The 14,979-nt window shown below is 56.9% G+C and carries 14 protein-coding genes; 9 read left to right on the top strand and 5 right to left on the bottom strand.

The window, feature by feature from the left end; all coding sequences use genetic code 11:
• Positions 1 to 146 precede the first annotated feature (146 nt).
• The 4 genes from VK725_RS06265 (at position 147) to VK725_RS06250 (ending at position 5,576) form a co-directional block, all read left to right on the top strand.
• Positions 147 to 1,142 (top strand): NADPH:quinone oxidoreductase family protein, encoded by a 996-nt coding sequence (locus VK725_RS06265; RefSeq protein WP_325317199.1) that lies wholly within the window; start codon positions 147 to 149, stop codon positions 1,140 to 1,142.
• Between the two features lie 4 nt (positions 1,143 to 1,146).
• The gene (locus VK725_RS06260) at positions 1,147 to 2,799 is read left to right on the top strand and encodes a long-chain-fatty-acid--CoA ligase (RefSeq protein ID WP_325317198.1); all 1,653 of its coding nucleotides are present in this window, start codon (positions 1,147 to 1,149) and stop codon (positions 2,797 to 2,799) included.
• An 80-nt stretch (positions 2,800 to 2,879) separates the two neighbouring features.
• Complete coding sequence (locus VK725_RS06255) at positions 2,880 to 4,232, top strand: MFS transporter (RefSeq protein WP_325317197.1); 1,353 nt, start codon at positions 2,880 to 2,882, stop codon at positions 4,230 to 4,232.
• A 216-nt stretch (positions 4,233 to 4,448) separates the two neighbouring features.
• The gene (locus VK725_RS06250; protein WP_325317196.1) at positions 4,449 to 5,576 is read left to right on the top strand and encodes a hypothetical protein; all 1,128 of its coding nucleotides are present in this window, start codon (positions 4,449 to 4,451) and stop codon (positions 5,574 to 5,576) included.
• Positions 5,577 to 5,854: 278 nt separating this feature from the next.
• On the opposite strand, the gene VK725_RS06245 is transcribed toward VK725_RS06250, so the two are convergent.
• The 3 genes from VK725_RS06245 to VK725_RS06235 all read right to left on the bottom strand — a co-directional run bounded on the left by VK725_RS06245 (position 5,855) and on the right by VK725_RS06235 (position 7,714).
• A complete protein-coding gene (locus tag VK725_RS06245; RefSeq protein WP_325317195.1) occupies positions 5,855 to 6,445 on the bottom strand; it encodes a DUF899 family protein in 591 nt (196 codons plus the stop codon).
• Between the two features lie 27 nt (positions 6,446 to 6,472).
• On the bottom strand, positions 6,473 to 7,201 hold the full coding sequence (locus VK725_RS06240) for a DUF899 domain-containing protein (RefSeq protein ID WP_325317194.1): 729 nt from the start codon (positions 7,199 to 7,201) through the stop codon (positions 6,473 to 6,475).
• Positions 7,202 to 7,264: 63 nt separating this feature from the next.
• The gene (locus VK725_RS06235) at positions 7,265 to 7,714 is read right to left on the bottom strand and encodes a metalloregulator ArsR/SmtB family transcription factor (protein ID WP_325317193.1); all 450 of its coding nucleotides are present in this window, start codon (positions 7,712 to 7,714) and stop codon (positions 7,265 to 7,267) included.
• Between the two features lie 279 nt (positions 7,715 to 7,993).
• On the opposite strand from VK725_RS06235, the gene VK725_RS06230 reads away from it, so the two are divergent.
• The gene (locus tag VK725_RS06230; protein ID WP_325317192.1) at positions 7,994 to 8,692 is read left to right on the top strand and encodes a DUF4386 domain-containing protein; all 699 of its coding nucleotides are present in this window, start codon (positions 7,994 to 7,996) and stop codon (positions 8,690 to 8,692) included.
• A 143-nt stretch (positions 8,693 to 8,835) separates the two neighbouring features.
• On the opposite strand, the gene VK725_RS06225 is transcribed toward VK725_RS06230, so the two are convergent.
• Positions 8,836 to 9,045 (bottom strand): hypothetical protein, encoded by a 210-nt coding sequence (locus VK725_RS06225; RefSeq protein WP_325317191.1) that lies wholly within the window; start codon positions 9,043 to 9,045, stop codon positions 8,836 to 8,838.
• A gap of 187 nt (positions 9,046 to 9,232) precedes the next feature.
• Positions 9,233 to 9,445 carry a hypothetical protein gene (locus VK725_RS06220; RefSeq protein WP_325317190.1) on the bottom strand — a complete coding sequence of 71 codons (213 nt, stop codon included), beginning with the start codon at positions 9,443 to 9,445 and terminating at the stop codon, positions 9,233 to 9,235.
• Positions 9,446 to 9,703: 258 nt separating this feature from the next.
• Here VK725_RS06220 and VK725_RS06215 point away from each other — a divergent pair, with 258 nt between their 5' ends.
• The 4 genes from VK725_RS06215 (at position 9,704) to VK725_RS06200 (ending at position 14,960) form a co-directional block, all read left to right on the top strand.
• Complete coding sequence (locus VK725_RS06215; RefSeq protein WP_325317189.1) at positions 9,704 to 10,648, top strand: peptidylprolyl isomerase; 945 nt, start codon at positions 9,704 to 9,706, stop codon at positions 10,646 to 10,648.
• A gap of 152 nt (positions 10,649 to 10,800) precedes the next feature.
• Positions 10,801 to 12,963, top strand: coding sequence for an AsmA family protein (locus VK725_RS06210; RefSeq protein ID WP_325317201.1), 2,163 nt, complete (start codon positions 10,801 to 10,803; stop codon positions 12,961 to 12,963).
• Between the two features lie 65 nt (positions 12,964 to 13,028).
• Positions 13,029 to 13,958 carry a DMT family transporter gene (locus tag VK725_RS06205; RefSeq protein WP_325317188.1) on the top strand — a complete coding sequence of 310 codons (930 nt, stop codon included), beginning with the start codon at positions 13,029 to 13,031 and terminating at the stop codon, positions 13,956 to 13,958.
• Positions 13,959 to 14,015: 57 nt separating this feature from the next.
• Positions 14,016 to 14,960: a 23S rRNA (adenine(2030)-N(6))-methyltransferase RlmJ gene (locus VK725_RS06200; protein ID WP_325317187.1), complete on the top strand. Its 945-nt coding sequence runs from the start codon at positions 14,016 to 14,018 to the stop codon at positions 14,958 to 14,960.
• The last annotated feature ends 19 nt before the right edge of the window (positions 14,961 to 14,979 follow it).

Raw genomic sequence — 14,979 nt, 5'->3', positions numbered from 1 at the left:
TCAACTGCAGCGGTCGTGTCTCGGTGATGACTCGCGAAAAGCTCATTCATGACTTCGGTCCGAAATTGGTAGCGCTCAGAAACACGGTGTACGAACTCACCAACGGGCGCTTCTGAACCGTTCATCCATATGTCGACAGGTACACCATGAAAGCCATTGTCTGCGAAGCCTGGGGCCCACCGTCATCATTGCAGTTACGCGACCTGCCCTCACCCGTTCCTGGGCCGAAGCAGGTATTGGTGCGCACACTCGTAGCAGCCGTGAATTTTCCCGACGCCTTGATCGTTGCCGGGAAGTACCAATTCAAGCCGGAGTTTCCCTTTTCGCCCGGCGGTGAATTGTCGGGAGAGATCATCGCCATCGGCAACGAGGTCAAGCACCTTGCGATAGGCGACAAGGTAGTGGGCATCACGCCCTATGGCGCCTATGCGCAGGAAGTGCTGGTCGATGCCGTCCACATTGTGCCTTTGCCGCGCGACATTACCGACGCGGATTTGGAGCTGGCAGGCAGCTTCGTGCTCACCTATGGCACCTCATTGCATGCCTTAAAGGATCGCGCGCAAGCGCAGGCAGGCGAAACCTTGTTAGTGCTTGGCGCTGGCGGCGGCGTTGGATTGGCAGCGGTGGAAATCGGCAAACTGCTGGGTATGCGCGTTATCGCAGCGGCGTCGTCGGAGGAAAAGTTGAATGCTGCGCGCGAACGTGGCGCCGACGAAACCATCAACTACAGCAGCGACGATTTACGCGAACGCATCAAGGCATTGACGGAAGGGCGCGGCGTCGACGTCGTCTACGATCCCGTTGGCGGCGCGCTTGCCGAACCGGCGCTTCGCAGTGTCGGCTGGCGCGGTCGTTATTTGGTAGTGGGTTTTGCCACAGGCGATATCCCAAAGATCGCCACCAACTTGCTTTTGCTCAAGGGCAGCTCGCTGGTCGGCGTGTTCTGGGGCGAGTTCGTGCGCCGCGAGCCCGAATTGAACGCCGACAACATGAAGTTACTGTTTGCGTGGTTGCAACACCGCAAGATTCATCCACTTATCTCCAAGCGCTACCCGTTGTCACAGGCATCGCAAGCGCTCGATGCACTGCTCGCTCGCCAAGCGGTCGGCAAGCTGGTGGTGCTGCCACAACAACTCGACTGACCTGATGAAGAATCTAAGTCATTGGCCACCAGGCCTGCCGCTGCATGTGGAATTGCCGCAAACCTCGTTGTATTACAACCTGGAAGTATCCGCGACGCGTTATCCGGATCGCAATGCGATCATCTACTACGACAACGCGGTCAGCTACGCGGAGCTGAAACGGCAAGTCGATACGCTTGCTGGCTTTCTGCAACAAAAGTTCTCCGTTGCAAAAGGCGACCGGGTCGCTCTGTATCTGCAGAACAGTCCGCAATTCATCATCGCTTTCTATGCCATTTTGCGTATCGGCGCGGTAGTCGTACCGGTCAACACGATGAATCTGTTGGATGAAGTGCGCCACATCGTGACAGATAGCGGCAGCAAAGTTGCGATCTTTGGGCAGGAACTCGCAGCCCAGATCACTCCGCTGCTCGGGAATGAACTCGATCACGCAATCAGTGCTTGCTATTCCGATTACCTGATAGCCAATACCGACCTTCCTGTTCCTGAAGTGGTAACGGCCGCACGCGCAGACATAACGTCGACTAGCGTTGTCAGCTGGCAACATGCCTTGCACAGCGACGCGATCATCGCCGACGTTGCGACCGGCCCTGACGATCTGGCCGTGATTCCCTACACCTCCGGTACCACGGGTGCACCCAAAGGTTGCATGCATACACACCGCAGCGTGATGCATACGGCCGTGGCACCTGCTGAATTCTGCCGCATGGCAAAAGATCAGACAGCACTGGCCGCGTTGCCAATGTTTCACGTCACCGGTCTGCAAAACGGCGTGAACGCGGTGATCTACGTCGGCGGTACGACCGTCGCGATGACACGTTGGGACCGGCGCTGCGCGGCCATGTTGATACAGCGCTACCGCATTACGTCATGGGTCGCTATTCCCACCATGCTGATCGATTTCATGGCGCAACCTGAACTGGACAAGTTCGACTTGAGCTCGATGAAAGTGTTGAGCGGTGGCGGTGCGGCGATGCCCAAAGCGGTAGCGGAAAGAATCCAGCCGCTATGGGGCTTGTCTTACGTCGAAGGTTACGGTCTGTCGGAAACCATGGCGACCACTCATACAAATCCGGCCCATCGTGCCAAGCCGCAGTGTCTGGGCATTCCGATTCAAGACACCGACGCCGTCGTGGTCGATCCCGACACGTTACAGATACTGGCCACTAACGAAGTCGGCGAAATTCTGTTGCACGGGCCGCAGGTGTTCCAAGGCTATTGGGGGCGGCCCGACGCCACCGAATTGGCCTTTGTAGAAATTCAAGGTGTTCGCTATTTCCGCACCGGTGATCTGGGTTACGTCGACGATGAAGGTTATTTCTTTTTGGTCGACCGACTCAAACGCATGATCAATGCGTCGGGCTACAAAGTGTGGCCCGCCGAAGTGGAAAGTTTGCTGTACGCGCATCCCGCCATACAGGAAGCGTGCGTGATTGGTTTTCGCGATGCGCAACGCGGCGAGAGCGTCAAAGTGATTGCGGTATTGCGCGCCGGTCAATCCACCACAGCGGAAGAATTGATGACATGGGCACGTCAGCACATGGCCGCCTACAAAGTGCCCCATAAGGTCGAGTTCGTTGAGCAACTACCCAAAAGCGCGACCGGCAAGGTGCAATGGCGCGTATTGCAGGAAAAGGAATTCTCCAGCCAGTTATAGATGGCGAGCTCCAATAACAACGTGTTTCAGCTATGCAGTTTGTCTCCCCCTGCTAGCAGGGGACGGAGAAAAGCAACCAGATGCTGGAATTCGACGCCAATTTAGAGACAAAAAAAGCAGGGGGAATGATGAAGATTCAAGAGTCGGATAATTTCAAAGTAGGCGGCCCACGCGCGACCTACGTATTGATTATTTGTTCGCTGCTTTACGCCATGCGTTATGCCGATTGGCAGATCATGGCGATCGTCCTGCAACCCATGAAAGTTGAGCTGGGGTTGACCGACGCGCAAGCGGGTTTGGTGGGCACGGCATTCTTTATCGGCATCATGCTTTTCACGCTGCCGATTGCGCATTTAGTCGACGTCTGGAGCAGAAAGAAAACGCTTGGCGTGATGGCGTTTGTCTGGAGCATTTTTACTGTAGCCACCGGATTCACTAGCGGGCTTACCGCATTGTTGTTTGCCCGTTTTGGCGTCGGCGTGGGTGAATCGGTTATCGCGCCTGGCGGCACCGCACTGATTTCAGCGTCTTATCCGGAAGAAAAGCGAGCTCAGAAGCTGGGCATTTTTAATATGTTCATCACCATTGGCATCATCGTCGGCGCGAGTGGCGGCGGTTATCTGTCGGCGCATTTCGGCGGTTGGCGCACACCGTTCTATGTTTTCGGTGTACCGGGAGTCATCCTTGGCATCCTCGCCTTTTTCATGCAGGACTATCGCTTGAAAGCTGCGGACGGATCGAATGTCGTCCATGACTCTTTACTCAGCAATCTGAAGCAGCTGTGGAAAATTCACACATTGCGTTGGCTGTACGTCGGACTGGGCATGTTTGCAGTCATGCAAATATCGGTGCTGAACTGGTTCCCCGCGCTGCTGATGCGCGCGTACAACATCAAGGAAGACGTGGCCGGCGGGATCATGGGATTGGTCGCCATCATCGCGCTTGTCGGCCCCGTCCTCGGCGGAATTTTCGCGGACAAATGGCAGAAAAAAAGACCCGATGGCCGGGTGCATCTGGCGGCAGTGAGTATCGCAATTACTTCCGTGTTCTTGCTGCTCGAACTGCTCGCCGCGCTCGATATCAACAATAAACACTTGATGATTTTTTGCGCGATCATGCTCCCGCTGTACAGCATTGCTTCTGGCATGGCGTTACCGGCTGCTGCCGCGACTGCACAAGATGTGGTGCCCGCCAGACTAAGAGGTTTGTCATGGGGCGTGGCCATGTTGGCGCTGTATCTATTGGGCGGCGCATGGGGTCCGCTGCTGGTGGGTGAGATCTCCGATACGTTCCACGGCGGTTATCAGGGGCTGGCATTAGGCTTAGCCGTGGCTGGCTTATTCGGGTTTGTGGCCAGTGCAATGTGGTTCATGACTGAACGCCATGTGGAAGGTGACATGAAAAGGGCGAAGGAAGGATCTGCCCGCGTCTAAACCTTTTCGGCCATATCAGCCTTGCGCGAGTCGGTGAAGTAAGTGACGTATGGGTGGCATTGTGCATCAACAATCTGCACACTGCCCTCATTCTGCACAATGCATCGCGATCGCGACTGTCGTGCAAGAGGTTCGTCGTGAAAGTATCCGCGTCGACCTTCATGCGCGCATAACATTCAATCGGTATCGTTGCGTATCCCACCAAGGTACGAACTTATGCCGTACGAGCAACCCACCGTTCAATCGGCCGTCGTGATTGCCATGCACCTGGTCGACATCGCCGACGCGATCGACTTACCTAAGGTGGAAAGGCTATGGGACCAGCAGCAGCATCCAGCCAGCACGCGCATCAAACTCAGCAGTACGCCGCCAAAAGCGGTGACCTTCGGCGTACCTCCGGTAATGCTGACGCTCGACACGCTAAGCCTGACGTTGGCAGGCAATCCATACCAGGCCCAGGTCACGGCGCGACTGTATGACTTCGGTGCGGCGGGGTTTTCCATACAGATTCCCGTTGCATCGTGCAGCTGGGCATCGTTTTCGCAGCTGGTCAATGCCGTAGACGCCATGTTCGGCCCGAGCGCCGACAGTCCCGTATGGCAGCAACTGCTAAAGCAGCTCCATGATGCGTTACTCCCTGCGTTGACAAAGCCAAGCCCCGCTTTGCTGCACGAAGATTACCTGCTTGGCATCGTGCAGGCCTTCGACGAGGCGATACCGGTCAGCACCATGCACGAGCACATCGATCTGGTGCCGCTGCTTTCGGGCGAACAGCGGCCCTTATCGGAACAGGCGCGTCGTGACTTGCTGCAACAGCGCTTCTCTTATTACGCAGACGATCTGGTGGTATTGACCTGGGATCGCGCTTTCATGTTTGAGCCGCGTGGCGACTCCGACGTCAGGGACATTCTTGAAGTCGCCAACGCCCAGCTGCTGGAAATGCGGTTCTACGACGAACTGCTGGATGCCGAGCTGCCGCTCATGTATGACCTGGTGGAGGCTGCGCACCACGCGAGCAATCCCTTTGCGGCGCGGCGTACCGCCGACCTGGCGCGCAAGCTCTATACACTCGTCGCGGAAGTTACCGAAATCACCGAAAAGGTGGATAACGCCCTCCAGGTGACCGAAGACGTTTATCTCGCCCGCGTCTATGCAACCGCCTTGGATCTCTTTCGCGTACGCCAGGTCAGCGAAGCGGTGGATCGCAAATTGGCGATCATTCGGGACACCTATGCCGCACTGTATGAAGAAGCCTCAGGCAAGCGCGGAGAATTGCTGGAACTGGCGATCATCGTATTGATCGTGGTTGAAATTGCAATTGCGATACTGCGCCACTCGAGCTAGTGGCGCGACCGTTCAAGGACCATCGTTGCGCTCTCAGTGATCGCGTCGAGCAGTGCCAGAGAGAGATGAAGGGATTGCAGGGTCCTTCTCATCTACGCCAGTTTGCGCACTCGCGACTACATGATTCAGCAATCGATGAGGTTGAGCAGGCGACAAAGTAAGACGACGTCGCCTGATCGACTTTAGCGTGACAGCAGCCACACCGCCCGCCGAACCTGTGCTGCCCCACAAGAGCAACGCGGTACCAACGCAAAGTGGACACATGACACGTTCTCCCGTCATACACCGGAGCAGCAGGACGACTTTTTCGCCGGCCCGGGCCACTCACCCACGCCACCTGGCAGCATGTCGAAGAAATGCCAGATCGCGCAGAAGTCATCGCCTGGGCTGAAGCCGGTATCCGAAACCCGCATGATCGCGTCGCCGTCGCGCCTGAAGACAGAAACACCGGGCATCCATCCGCCCTTTGTCGACACGTAACCCATGTCGGCAGCAAAGCTCGAATCCGCGTGACTGACCATCGGAAACTCCCAACCGCGGCTTTCGGCAAATTTCTTCTGCACGTTAGGGCTATCGGGACTTGAAACGACAAACCCTGCGCGCGAGACGACGTGCCGATGAATGCCGTTATATCCGTCCGCCCACAGCGTGCAGTAAGAACAGGCCACGCCCATGTTGTGAATGACGATGAGGTCTTCGTGGTCGCCGAACAGCTCGGACAAACGCACCGATCCATCGGTGTTCGCGAACTCATAATCCTTCACTTCCTGCGGCTCGACCGTCGCGATGGCATCTCTCATCTTCTCTCGAATGTCGGCGATCTGACGACGGTAGTCAGCCAGTTTTCCGCTCATGTCTTGATATTTCATACGGATATCCTCCGGCGAAACGCCGAATCAGCTGTCGTAGGCAATGCGATGCTTGACCCACGCCATAGGGAAAGAAAGGCTGCCCTCGTCACGCCCCTTTGGCGCTATGTCGAGGAACTGATAAGCGGCATTGAACGTGTCGATGCCGCGCGAATACGCGGAATAGGTGTGATAGATCTCGTCGTCGCTCTTGAAGAATGCACTGACACCCGGAAGCTCCTTGGCCGCCTGCTTCGTATGAGATTCGACCGTCACCTTTTGCATTCCATAGTTGTAGAACGCCTCTTCGCGCCCGATGGCATCCGCCGAGAACGAAACGCCGTAGTCGAAGTTGAAATCGCTACCGAACGAAGAAACCCACTTGAACTTCCACCCGAACTTTCGTGCCTGTTCTCGTAACTTATGCAGTGGTGCGCGCGACACCGCGACCATTGACACATCGCGCTGGTGAAGGTGTGGAATGATGCCGTCGAAATTGTCGGCCCAGAAAGAACAACTCTTGCAACCGAGATCCCAGTCCGGGTCGAACATGAAGTGATAAATGATGAGCTGATTGTATTTACCGAACAGATCAGCCAGCGTTTCCTTACCCTTCTCACTTTCGAAAACGTAGCGTTTTTCGACACGTTCCCACGGCAACGCTTGCCGTTCTCGGCTTAGCTCGTCACGAAGGTGGGTGAATGCCTTCTCCTTGGCGAGAAAACGCTCGCGCGCCTCGATCCATTCCTCATGACTGACGATGGGATGCTTGATCATGACAACCTCCATAGGACGCTCTAACGCTGACATGGGAGTCGCGCCAATCCCGTGCGGCGTTGTTCACTTCTTGCGTGACGGGTGTTTCTTAGCTTGTTTGCGTGGTGGCGCGGACCGTACCTGCTTCGCTTTTCGCTCGTCGATGTCCGCCAACGTGGCGGCGAGCATGTCGAACTGCTGCTGCCAATACTTGCTGTAGCGATTCATCCACACCGCCGCATCGAGCAATGGACCAGCATCCAGACTGCATCGACTGATGCGCCCAGTGCGCTCCTGCTGAATAAGCCCCGTGCGCACCAATACCTGGATGTGCCGAGACACGGCCTGCAGTGAGATATCGAACGACTCGGCCAGCTCGGATACGAGCAGTGCGTGGCCATCCAGCCGCTCCAGAATCTCCCGCCTCACCGGATCGGACAGGGCAAAAAAAACCAGATCGAGGCGCGATTTCGCCGATTCCGGCTCCAGTCCGGTTTCAGCAACTACCTGTAGAGGGCGTCGAATATTCAACATGCTGCATTAATATCAACTTATTAGTTGATTGTCAACCTATACGTTGATTATTTTTCGTAATACCGCTGCGTAACTGATGAAACTGTCCAGCGCTCTTTTAATTAATGAGAGACGGCCAAGTCGCCATGCCCATAGCCTTCGGGCACGTATGTTGGCCCTTCAGTACCTGGCCGTTGGTCACGATGACATCTGGCACTCGCTGCCAGCACGCTGGGTAGTAAGGTCTGTTGTGCAGTGAAAGTCCTCCGCGCAGCTGTTGTCACCATCATGGGGAATGACATGACTATCGGCGCCATCGACAACGAGCAACGCTACGCTGCTCGTGTCGCAGGATTTCTTTATCTTTTCCTGATGGTTTGTGGCGTTGTCGGCGAGTTCAATGCGCGCGGCAGCCTTATCGTCGATAACGATCCCGCGAAGACGGCCATCCACATCGTCGCTTCCCAACGTCTTTTCCGAGTGGGCATCGTCTGTGACCTCACGGCATTTGCCGGGGACATCGCCATCGCGCTGGCGCTTTACATTCTGCTGAGACCGGTTGGCCGGTACCTGGCTTTGCTTGCTGCATTCTGGAGAGTCGCGGAAGCGGCGGTGCTTGGGGCGATAACGCTCAACAGTATGACCATGTTGCTCCTGCTGACGGATGCGCGCTATTCATCGGCATTCTCCTCCACGCAAGTTCAAAACTTGATGTGGTTGTTCAACGACACGCACGATGCCGGCTACAACATCGGCATGATATTCCTTGCACTTGGATGCATTGTCTCAAGTTACCTGCTTTTCAAATCACGCTACATTCCGCGACTACTTGCCGCCTTTGGTCTTGTTGCATACATTGTGATGCTTTTGGCGTGCGTGCTGACTATTATTTTTCCCGAAGCACCGATCGGCCTCGCCTTCTACGGCCCTGCAGGCATTTATGAAATCACGATAGGATTGTGGCTGTTGATCCTGGGAATAAAGAAACCAGCTCGTTAGCTTGCCACCCGCAGTTCTTACGCCATCAAAAATAATGAGCGCACTCAGCAATAGTCAATGCGCCCATTTATTAGATCGGATCGCTATGCCAAGGCGAGGTGTCCCGAAACGTCCAGAGCGCCTCTTCATTAAGCGCAGGAAATTCAATTGTTGTGATAGCAGTTTTTCAGTGCTTCTTCGCGTGAACGATTGTATTCGTCCTGCGTCATCGCCCCCGTGTTCAATGCCGTCTGTAAATCGGTGAGTTGTTTACCGCACGTGCCATTGGCTTGAGCAACCGCTTTCGATCCGCCACACGCGGTAAGTGCGATGCAAAAAACGACGGTCATGACTGCAAGCATTGGCTTGTACATTTTCGACTCCTTACACGAGAAGTGATGTCTTGGGGCCAACTTGTACAGCGCAAATGGTACGCGCCAGAAATGAACCGCCCGGCAATAAAAGACACCGCAATTGTGACGGCAATTTTCACGTCCATAACCGCTGCGAAAATGGACTCTGCCGACATGAGCGACATTCGCATGCGTTGCAAGGGCAAACTCACGAAAGTGCTTGCTCGCTACCCCACCCAGCTTTCGCACCGTGCTCGTTGATTTCCTGCCGCACGGCAGTGAGCGCCAAATGAAGCGTGGAGAGTTCACGCAGGGACTCGAGGGACACATTGTCAGGAGCCGCAGCCAATGTTTCGACGGCTTTGAGACGAGCGTCTTCAAGCTTCTCGCGCAGGACATAGACGGAGTGATGAGGTTTCATGGCTCAATCCAGGAAGATCGCGTTTGCGGTGGCGAGAACTATCCGCGCGCAAATGTGCACGACACATGAGTGCGGGTTGCTTGTATTAAAGTTTGTGAAAACGAAGTCAGGGAAAGGGAACTCTTGCATTAGCACATGACGTATCTAGACCCGGTTGATCCACAGGGAGAATCGCCCGAATTCAATCCACGCCAGCAGTAGGCGCAAGGGTCATTCGTCTGCTACCTTGCTGCGTGGACCAATCACCAGGGGAATCTTATGCACGCGCGCTTACTTCCAGCGATGCTGGCGGCAGCCATCGGTTTATTTGCGCTACCTGTCGCGGCCGACACGCCGAAGTCCACGCCTACTGCAAAAGAGTTGATCGCCAAGTCGAAACCCGATGAATGGCGCACGCCAGATCCGGCAAATCTGCTTTATATGCAGTTGCCGCAAGGACGTGTAGTGATCGAACTGGCTCCCGATTTCACTCCATTGCACGCGCAGAACATCCGCACGCTTGTACACGAACACTATTTCGACGGACTGGCGGTCATCCGTGTGCAGGACAATTTCGTCACCCAATGGGGCGACCCCAATGACGATGACAGCGGTGACAAAAGCAAGATCAAACCACTTGGCTCGGCAAAGCCAAAGCTGCCGCCGGAATACACGCGCAACATCGATCCCAAGCTGCCTTGGACATCGTTGCCAGATGGCGATGTCTACGCACCACAAGTAGGTTTTACCGAAGGCTTTCCCGCCGCGCGCAATCCTGCGACAGGACGGGAGTGGCTAACGCACTGCTATGGCATGGTCGGCGTGGCACGCGACATTCCGCCCGATAGCGGCAATGGCAATTCGCTCTATGTCGTGATCGGTCAGGCACCCCGCGGACTCGATCGAAATCTCGCTATGGCAGGGCGTGTGATCGAGGGTATGCCCTATCTGTCGGGGCTTCCTCGCGGCACGGGCGCGTTGGGCTTTTACACACAAGCCTCGCAACGCACCCCGATTATCTCGGTTCGATTGGCCTCGGATATTCCCCCGGCCCAGCAGGAGAAGTTACAGGTGCTGCGTACCGACAGTGCGACGTTCGCCGCAATCGTCGAAGCCAAGCGCAATCGCCGCGATGCTTTCTACACATTACCTGCAGGAAAGATTGATGTATGCAATATCGACATTCCCGTTCGCACAGTGCCAGCTTCCACCCCTAGTCATTGAGCCTGACAAGCGTTTTCCGGCGCGATTTGTGCCAAATGCATGAATCGGTGCTGAGCGTTGGTCCGCTTGTACACAAATCCTTCGCTTTCAACATAGTCTCTTGAACCCGTGCCGGCTGTGCGACAGCCGGCTGGGCCATGGAGCAGGAAGTGATGAGGCGCACCCCGAAAATATTGACCGGGATCGTGGGCGTGCTGCTGGTGCTGATCCTCGCGCTGGTTCTCTTTGTCGCCTATTTCGACTGGAATCGGGTCAAGCCGTACATAGACGACAAGGTCAGTGCTGCGATTGGCCGCCCGTTTGTGATCCAGGGTGATCTGACTGCAGCGTGGCAGCGTGAACCTGCGGAACAGGGACTGCGCTCATGGGTGCCCTGGCCAACGTTCACTGCGCGCAATATCCAGATTGGCAATCCTGCGTGGACGCATCAACCGCAGTTCGCGCAGCTCGACGCGCTGCAGTTTCGCATTTCTCCGCTGGCGCTCCTGATTCATCACATCGATGTGCCTGCCGCACAACTTGTCGGGCCGCAGATCGATCTCGAACGCGACAACCACGGGCAAATCAATTGGGAATTCGCGTTCGAGCAGAACGCCGCACCTTCAGCGTGGACCTTGAACCTGGGATCGGTTGGCGTCGACAAAGGCCAGGTCACCGTGAGCGATGCAAAGAATCGCCTCAACTTGCAAGTGACCGTCACGCCGTTCCAACAGGCGATTCCCTATGACCAGATCGTTGCGCAGGCGACCAGCGAAGCGCGTGCGGATGTCGGTCACGACGTCGCCAAGACGGTCGATTCCAACAAAACCAAGCCCGACACGTCATCCAATGCAAGCCACACCAGCTATCAATTCGCGTGGACCGCGAGTGGCAGCTATCAGGGCGCTCCCGTTACCGGCAGCGGCAAGACGGGCGCCGTGCTGGCGCTGCAACGGGCCAATCCGCCCTTCCCCGTGCAGGCACGACTGCACATCGGCGATACGAAGGTAGCATTCGTTGGCACGTTGACCGACCCGATGCATCTTGGTGCGCTGAACATGCGCGTGTGGTTTGCGGGTTCGAGCATGGCGAAGTTGTATCCCATCCTTGGCATCACCTTGCCTGAAACACCGCCCTTCGCAACGGAAGGCCATCTTTCCGCCGAGCTTCACACGCACGGCAGTCGCTACAGCTATCAGGATTTTCGTGGACGCGTCGGCGAAAGCGATATCGGTGGCAACCTCGTTGCCGTCACCGGCGGTGCTCGCCCGCGACTTACCGGCGATCTGCACTCGCAGCAACTGCGATTCGTCGACCTCGCCCCGTTAATTGGTGCAGACACCCAGGCTCAAAAGGAACAACGCGGCGACACGGTACAGCAGCCTTCGGACAAGGCACTCCCGGTGGAGCAGTTCAAAACGGACCGATTGCTCGCCATGGATGCGGATGTCACCTACTCCGCAGCACGTATCGAGCATCCGGGCGCACTCCCCATCACGGCACTCAGCACGCATATCTATCTCGACAACGGCCAACTGCGGCTGGATCCGCTTCATATGGGTGTGGCTGGAGGCACCATCGACGGCCGCATCCGCATCGATGGCGCCGCGCAACCGATGCATACCGCGCTGAACCTGAAAGCCCGCCAGTTGGAACTGAAACAACTTTTCCCGACAGTTCAGTCGATGCAATCGAGCGTCGGTCAGATCAATGGCGACGTTACATTCAACGCAAGCGGCAATTCGGTTTCCGCTTTGCTGGCCGACTCCAACGGCGAAGTGAAGTTGCTGATGAATGACGGCGTGATCAGCAAAACCCTGCTGGAAACGGCCGGGCTCAACATTGCCAATGTTGTCGTCGAAAAACTGTTTGGCGACAAAACGGTGAAGATCAACTGTGCCGCTGCCGATATGGCTGGTGAAAACGGCCTCTACACCAGCCGCCTGTTCGTGCTCGATACGGAAGATGCTGTCATCGATGTCACCGGCACTATCAACTTCGCCGACGAGCATCTGAATCTTGATGTGACGCCGCATACGAAGGGTCTACGCATCGTGTCGTTGCGCTCACCGCTGTATGTAAAAGGCACGTTGAAAGATCCAGATGTCGGCGTGCATCCAGGGCCGCTGATCTTGCGCGGCGGCGGTGCGGTGGCGCTTGCTGTCGTCGCCGCTCCGGTAGCAGCGCTGCTCGCCGTCATCGTGCCAAGCCGCGACAGCAAATCGGCGAATACCTGCCAGCAAGTGCTGACGTCATTGCGCAGCGAGAAACCGCCGCCGGATAACACTAAGAGATCGGCGCGAGGCAACGTACCGGCGAACAATCAAACGCATTGACGCGCCCACCGGCCGAAACTGCCCGCTAGAATGGACGGCCTGCCCTTTAAAGCATCCCGGCCACCATGCAGCCCGTCACCAAAGCCCGCCTGCAAATTCACTTCTGCGTGCTTTTGTGGGGCTTTACGGCCATTCTCGGCAAGCTGATCACGCTGTCCGCCCTGGCGCTCGTGTGGTGGCGCATGTTGCTGGTCACCGGTGCGCTGTTGCTGATGCCGCGCGTATGGCGCGGCTTGCAGGCCATGCCCGCGAGGTTGCGATGGGCCTATGCGGGCATCGGGGTGCTGGTTTCTCTCCACTGGTTGACGTTTTATGCCGCGATCAAGCTCGCCAATGCGTCGGTGGGCGCAACGTGCATTGCACTTGGGCCGGTATTTCTTGCGTTTATCGAACCATGGATCACGCGACGTAAATTCGATCCGCGCGAGTTGCTGATAGCGATTGCCGTGGTGCCGGGTGTTGCGATGGTCGTCGGCGGCGTCCCCTCGGGCATGCGTATGGGCATCGCCGTGGGCGTGTTATCAGCACTTTTCGTCGCGTTGTTTGGTTCGCTCAACAAGCGGCTGGTCGAGCACGGCGACCCCTTCACCGTCACCTGTATCGAGCTTGGCACGGGCACTGTTTTTCTGACCTTGCTGGGGCCGCTGATTCCGCATACGGGACCAGCCTTTCAGCTACCCAGCACGCACGACGCCGTCCTGCTGCTGACCCTCGCGTTCGGCTGCACATTGTTGCCATTCACGCTGGTGTTGTTCGCGTTACGTCACGTCAGCGCTTTCATGATGCAGATGATCACCAACCTGGAACCCGTTTACGCCATCGTGCTGGCGATTGTTCTGCTCGGCGAGCAGCGTCAGTTGGATGCGTGGTTTTATGGGGGCGTGGCGGTGATTCTGGGCGCCGTGTTTGCGCATCCCTTTCTTCACCGCGAGGAGCGCAAACCTGCGCAACCCGAACTGCTCAGTACGGCCGAGAGTCACAACGTGGTCGACTGAGCCCGTTGTTTGCCGCTCGGGGACCTATACTGAGCGCCCGAGCCTGCCTGGACTGCCATGAATTACCGCCACGCCTACCACGCAGGCAATTTCGCCGATGTGCTCAAGCGCAGCGTGCTATTCGCGCTGATTCAGGCACTACGCGTGAAGGAAACTCCGTTCGCGCTCATCGACACGCATGCAGGTAGTGGCTGCTATGCACTCGATAGCGAGGAAGCGGGCAAGACGGGCGAATATAAGGACGGCATCGCGCGCTTGCTGTTCCCCGATCTGCATGCGTCCGGTCAGGCAAAAGGCGCGGCGCTCCCACCACTGCTTCGCCATTGGCTCGATACCATCACAACGCTGCCTGGCAACGAGCACGGATTGAAACTCTACCCAGGCTCGCCACTGCAGGCAGCACGGGGCATGCGCGATATCGACAGCGCACAGCTTTGCGAACTTCACCCGGACGAAGCGTCGCAATTGCGCGAGCTTTTTCATCGCGACTCGCGCATACACGTTCATCACCGCAACGGCTATGAAGCGCTCAAAGGGCTGATCCCGCCGAAAGAAAAGCGCGGGTTGGTGCTGATCGATCCGCCGTATGAAGCGCAGGAAGCGGAATACCGGTTGATCGAAGCCGCGTTGAAAGCAGCACTGCAACGCTGGCCGACAGGCATGTACGCCGTGTGGTATCCCATCAAGCTGCGCAGTCAGGTGCAGCCGTTCTTGCGCTGGCTACAGCACTGCGAAGCTCGACGCATTCTGCGCGCCGAGCTTTTGGTGCATCCGGATGATTCGCCGTTGCGTTTGAATGGTTCGGGCATGGTTATTCTCAACGCGCCGTGGAACCTCGATAAGGCGCTTCGTGACGTCATGCCAGCCATGGCGCGCCTGCTCTCGCAAGAACGTCCGGCGGAATGGCTCCTCGACTGGCTGGTGCAGGACGACGAAAAAACGCCGACACCCCCGCTCTCGCGTTATCCGGCCCGGCTACCGCCGCCGAAGCGAGCCCGCTAAGCTCGCTCATACAGACGGC

The sequence above is a fragment of the Dyella sp. genome (genome assembly GCF_035486915.1).
Lineage (GTDB): Bacteria > Pseudomonadota > Gammaproteobacteria > Xanthomonadales > Rhodanobacteraceae > Dyella_B.
This window is presented reverse-complemented; position numbering and strand designations above follow the sequence as displayed.

What these genes read in the sequence shown, in the direction of transcription:
- VK725_RS06265 (WP_325317199.1), top strand. Translation starts at nt 147, where the DNA reads ATGAAAGCCATTGTCTGCGAAGCCTGGGGCCCACCGTCATCATTGCAG.
- VK725_RS06260 (WP_325317198.1), top strand. Translation starts at nt 1,147, where the DNA reads ATGAAGAATCTAAGTCATTGGCCACCAGGCCTGCCGCTGCATGTGGAA.
- VK725_RS06255 (WP_325317197.1), top strand. Translation starts at nt 2,880, where the DNA reads ATGCTGGAATTCGACGCCAATTTAGAGACAAAAAAAGCAGGGGGAATG.
- VK725_RS06250 (WP_325317196.1), top strand. Translation starts at nt 4,449, where the DNA reads ATGCCGTACGAGCAACCCACCGTTCAATCGGCCGTCGTGATTGCCATG.
- VK725_RS06245 (WP_325317195.1), bottom strand. Translation starts at nt 6,445, where the DNA reads ATGAAATATCAAGACATGAGCGGAAAACTGGCTGACTACCGTCGTCAG.
- VK725_RS06240 (WP_325317194.1), bottom strand. Translation starts at nt 7,201, where the DNA reads ATGATCAAGCATCCCATCGTCAGTCATGAGGAATGGATCGAGGCGCGC.
- VK725_RS06235 (WP_325317193.1), bottom strand. Translation starts at nt 7,714, where the DNA reads ATGTTGAATATTCGACGCCCTCTACAGGTAGTTGCTGAAACCGGACTG.
- VK725_RS06230 (WP_325317192.1), top strand. Translation starts at nt 7,994, where the DNA reads ATGACTATCGGCGCCATCGACAACGAGCAACGCTACGCTGCTCGTGTC.
- VK725_RS06225 (WP_325317191.1), bottom strand. Translation starts at nt 9,045, where the DNA reads ATGTACAAGCCAATGCTTGCAGTCATGACCGTCGTTTTTTGCATCGCA.
- VK725_RS06220 (WP_325317190.1), bottom strand. Translation starts at nt 9,445, where the DNA reads ATGAAACCTCATCACTCCGTCTATGTCCTGCGCGAGAAGCTTGAAGAC.
- VK725_RS06215 (WP_325317189.1), top strand. Translation starts at nt 9,704, where the DNA reads ATGCACGCGCGCTTACTTCCAGCGATGCTGGCGGCAGCCATCGGTTTA.
- VK725_RS06210 (WP_325317201.1), top strand. Translation starts at nt 10,801, where the DNA reads ATGAGGCGCACCCCGAAAATATTGACCGGGATCGTGGGCGTGCTGCTG.
- VK725_RS06205 (WP_325317188.1), top strand. Translation starts at nt 13,029, where the DNA reads ATGCAGCCCGTCACCAAAGCCCGCCTGCAAATTCACTTCTGCGTGCTT.
- VK725_RS06200 (WP_325317187.1), top strand. Translation starts at nt 14,016, where the DNA reads ATGAATTACCGCCACGCCTACCACGCAGGCAATTTCGCCGATGTGCTC.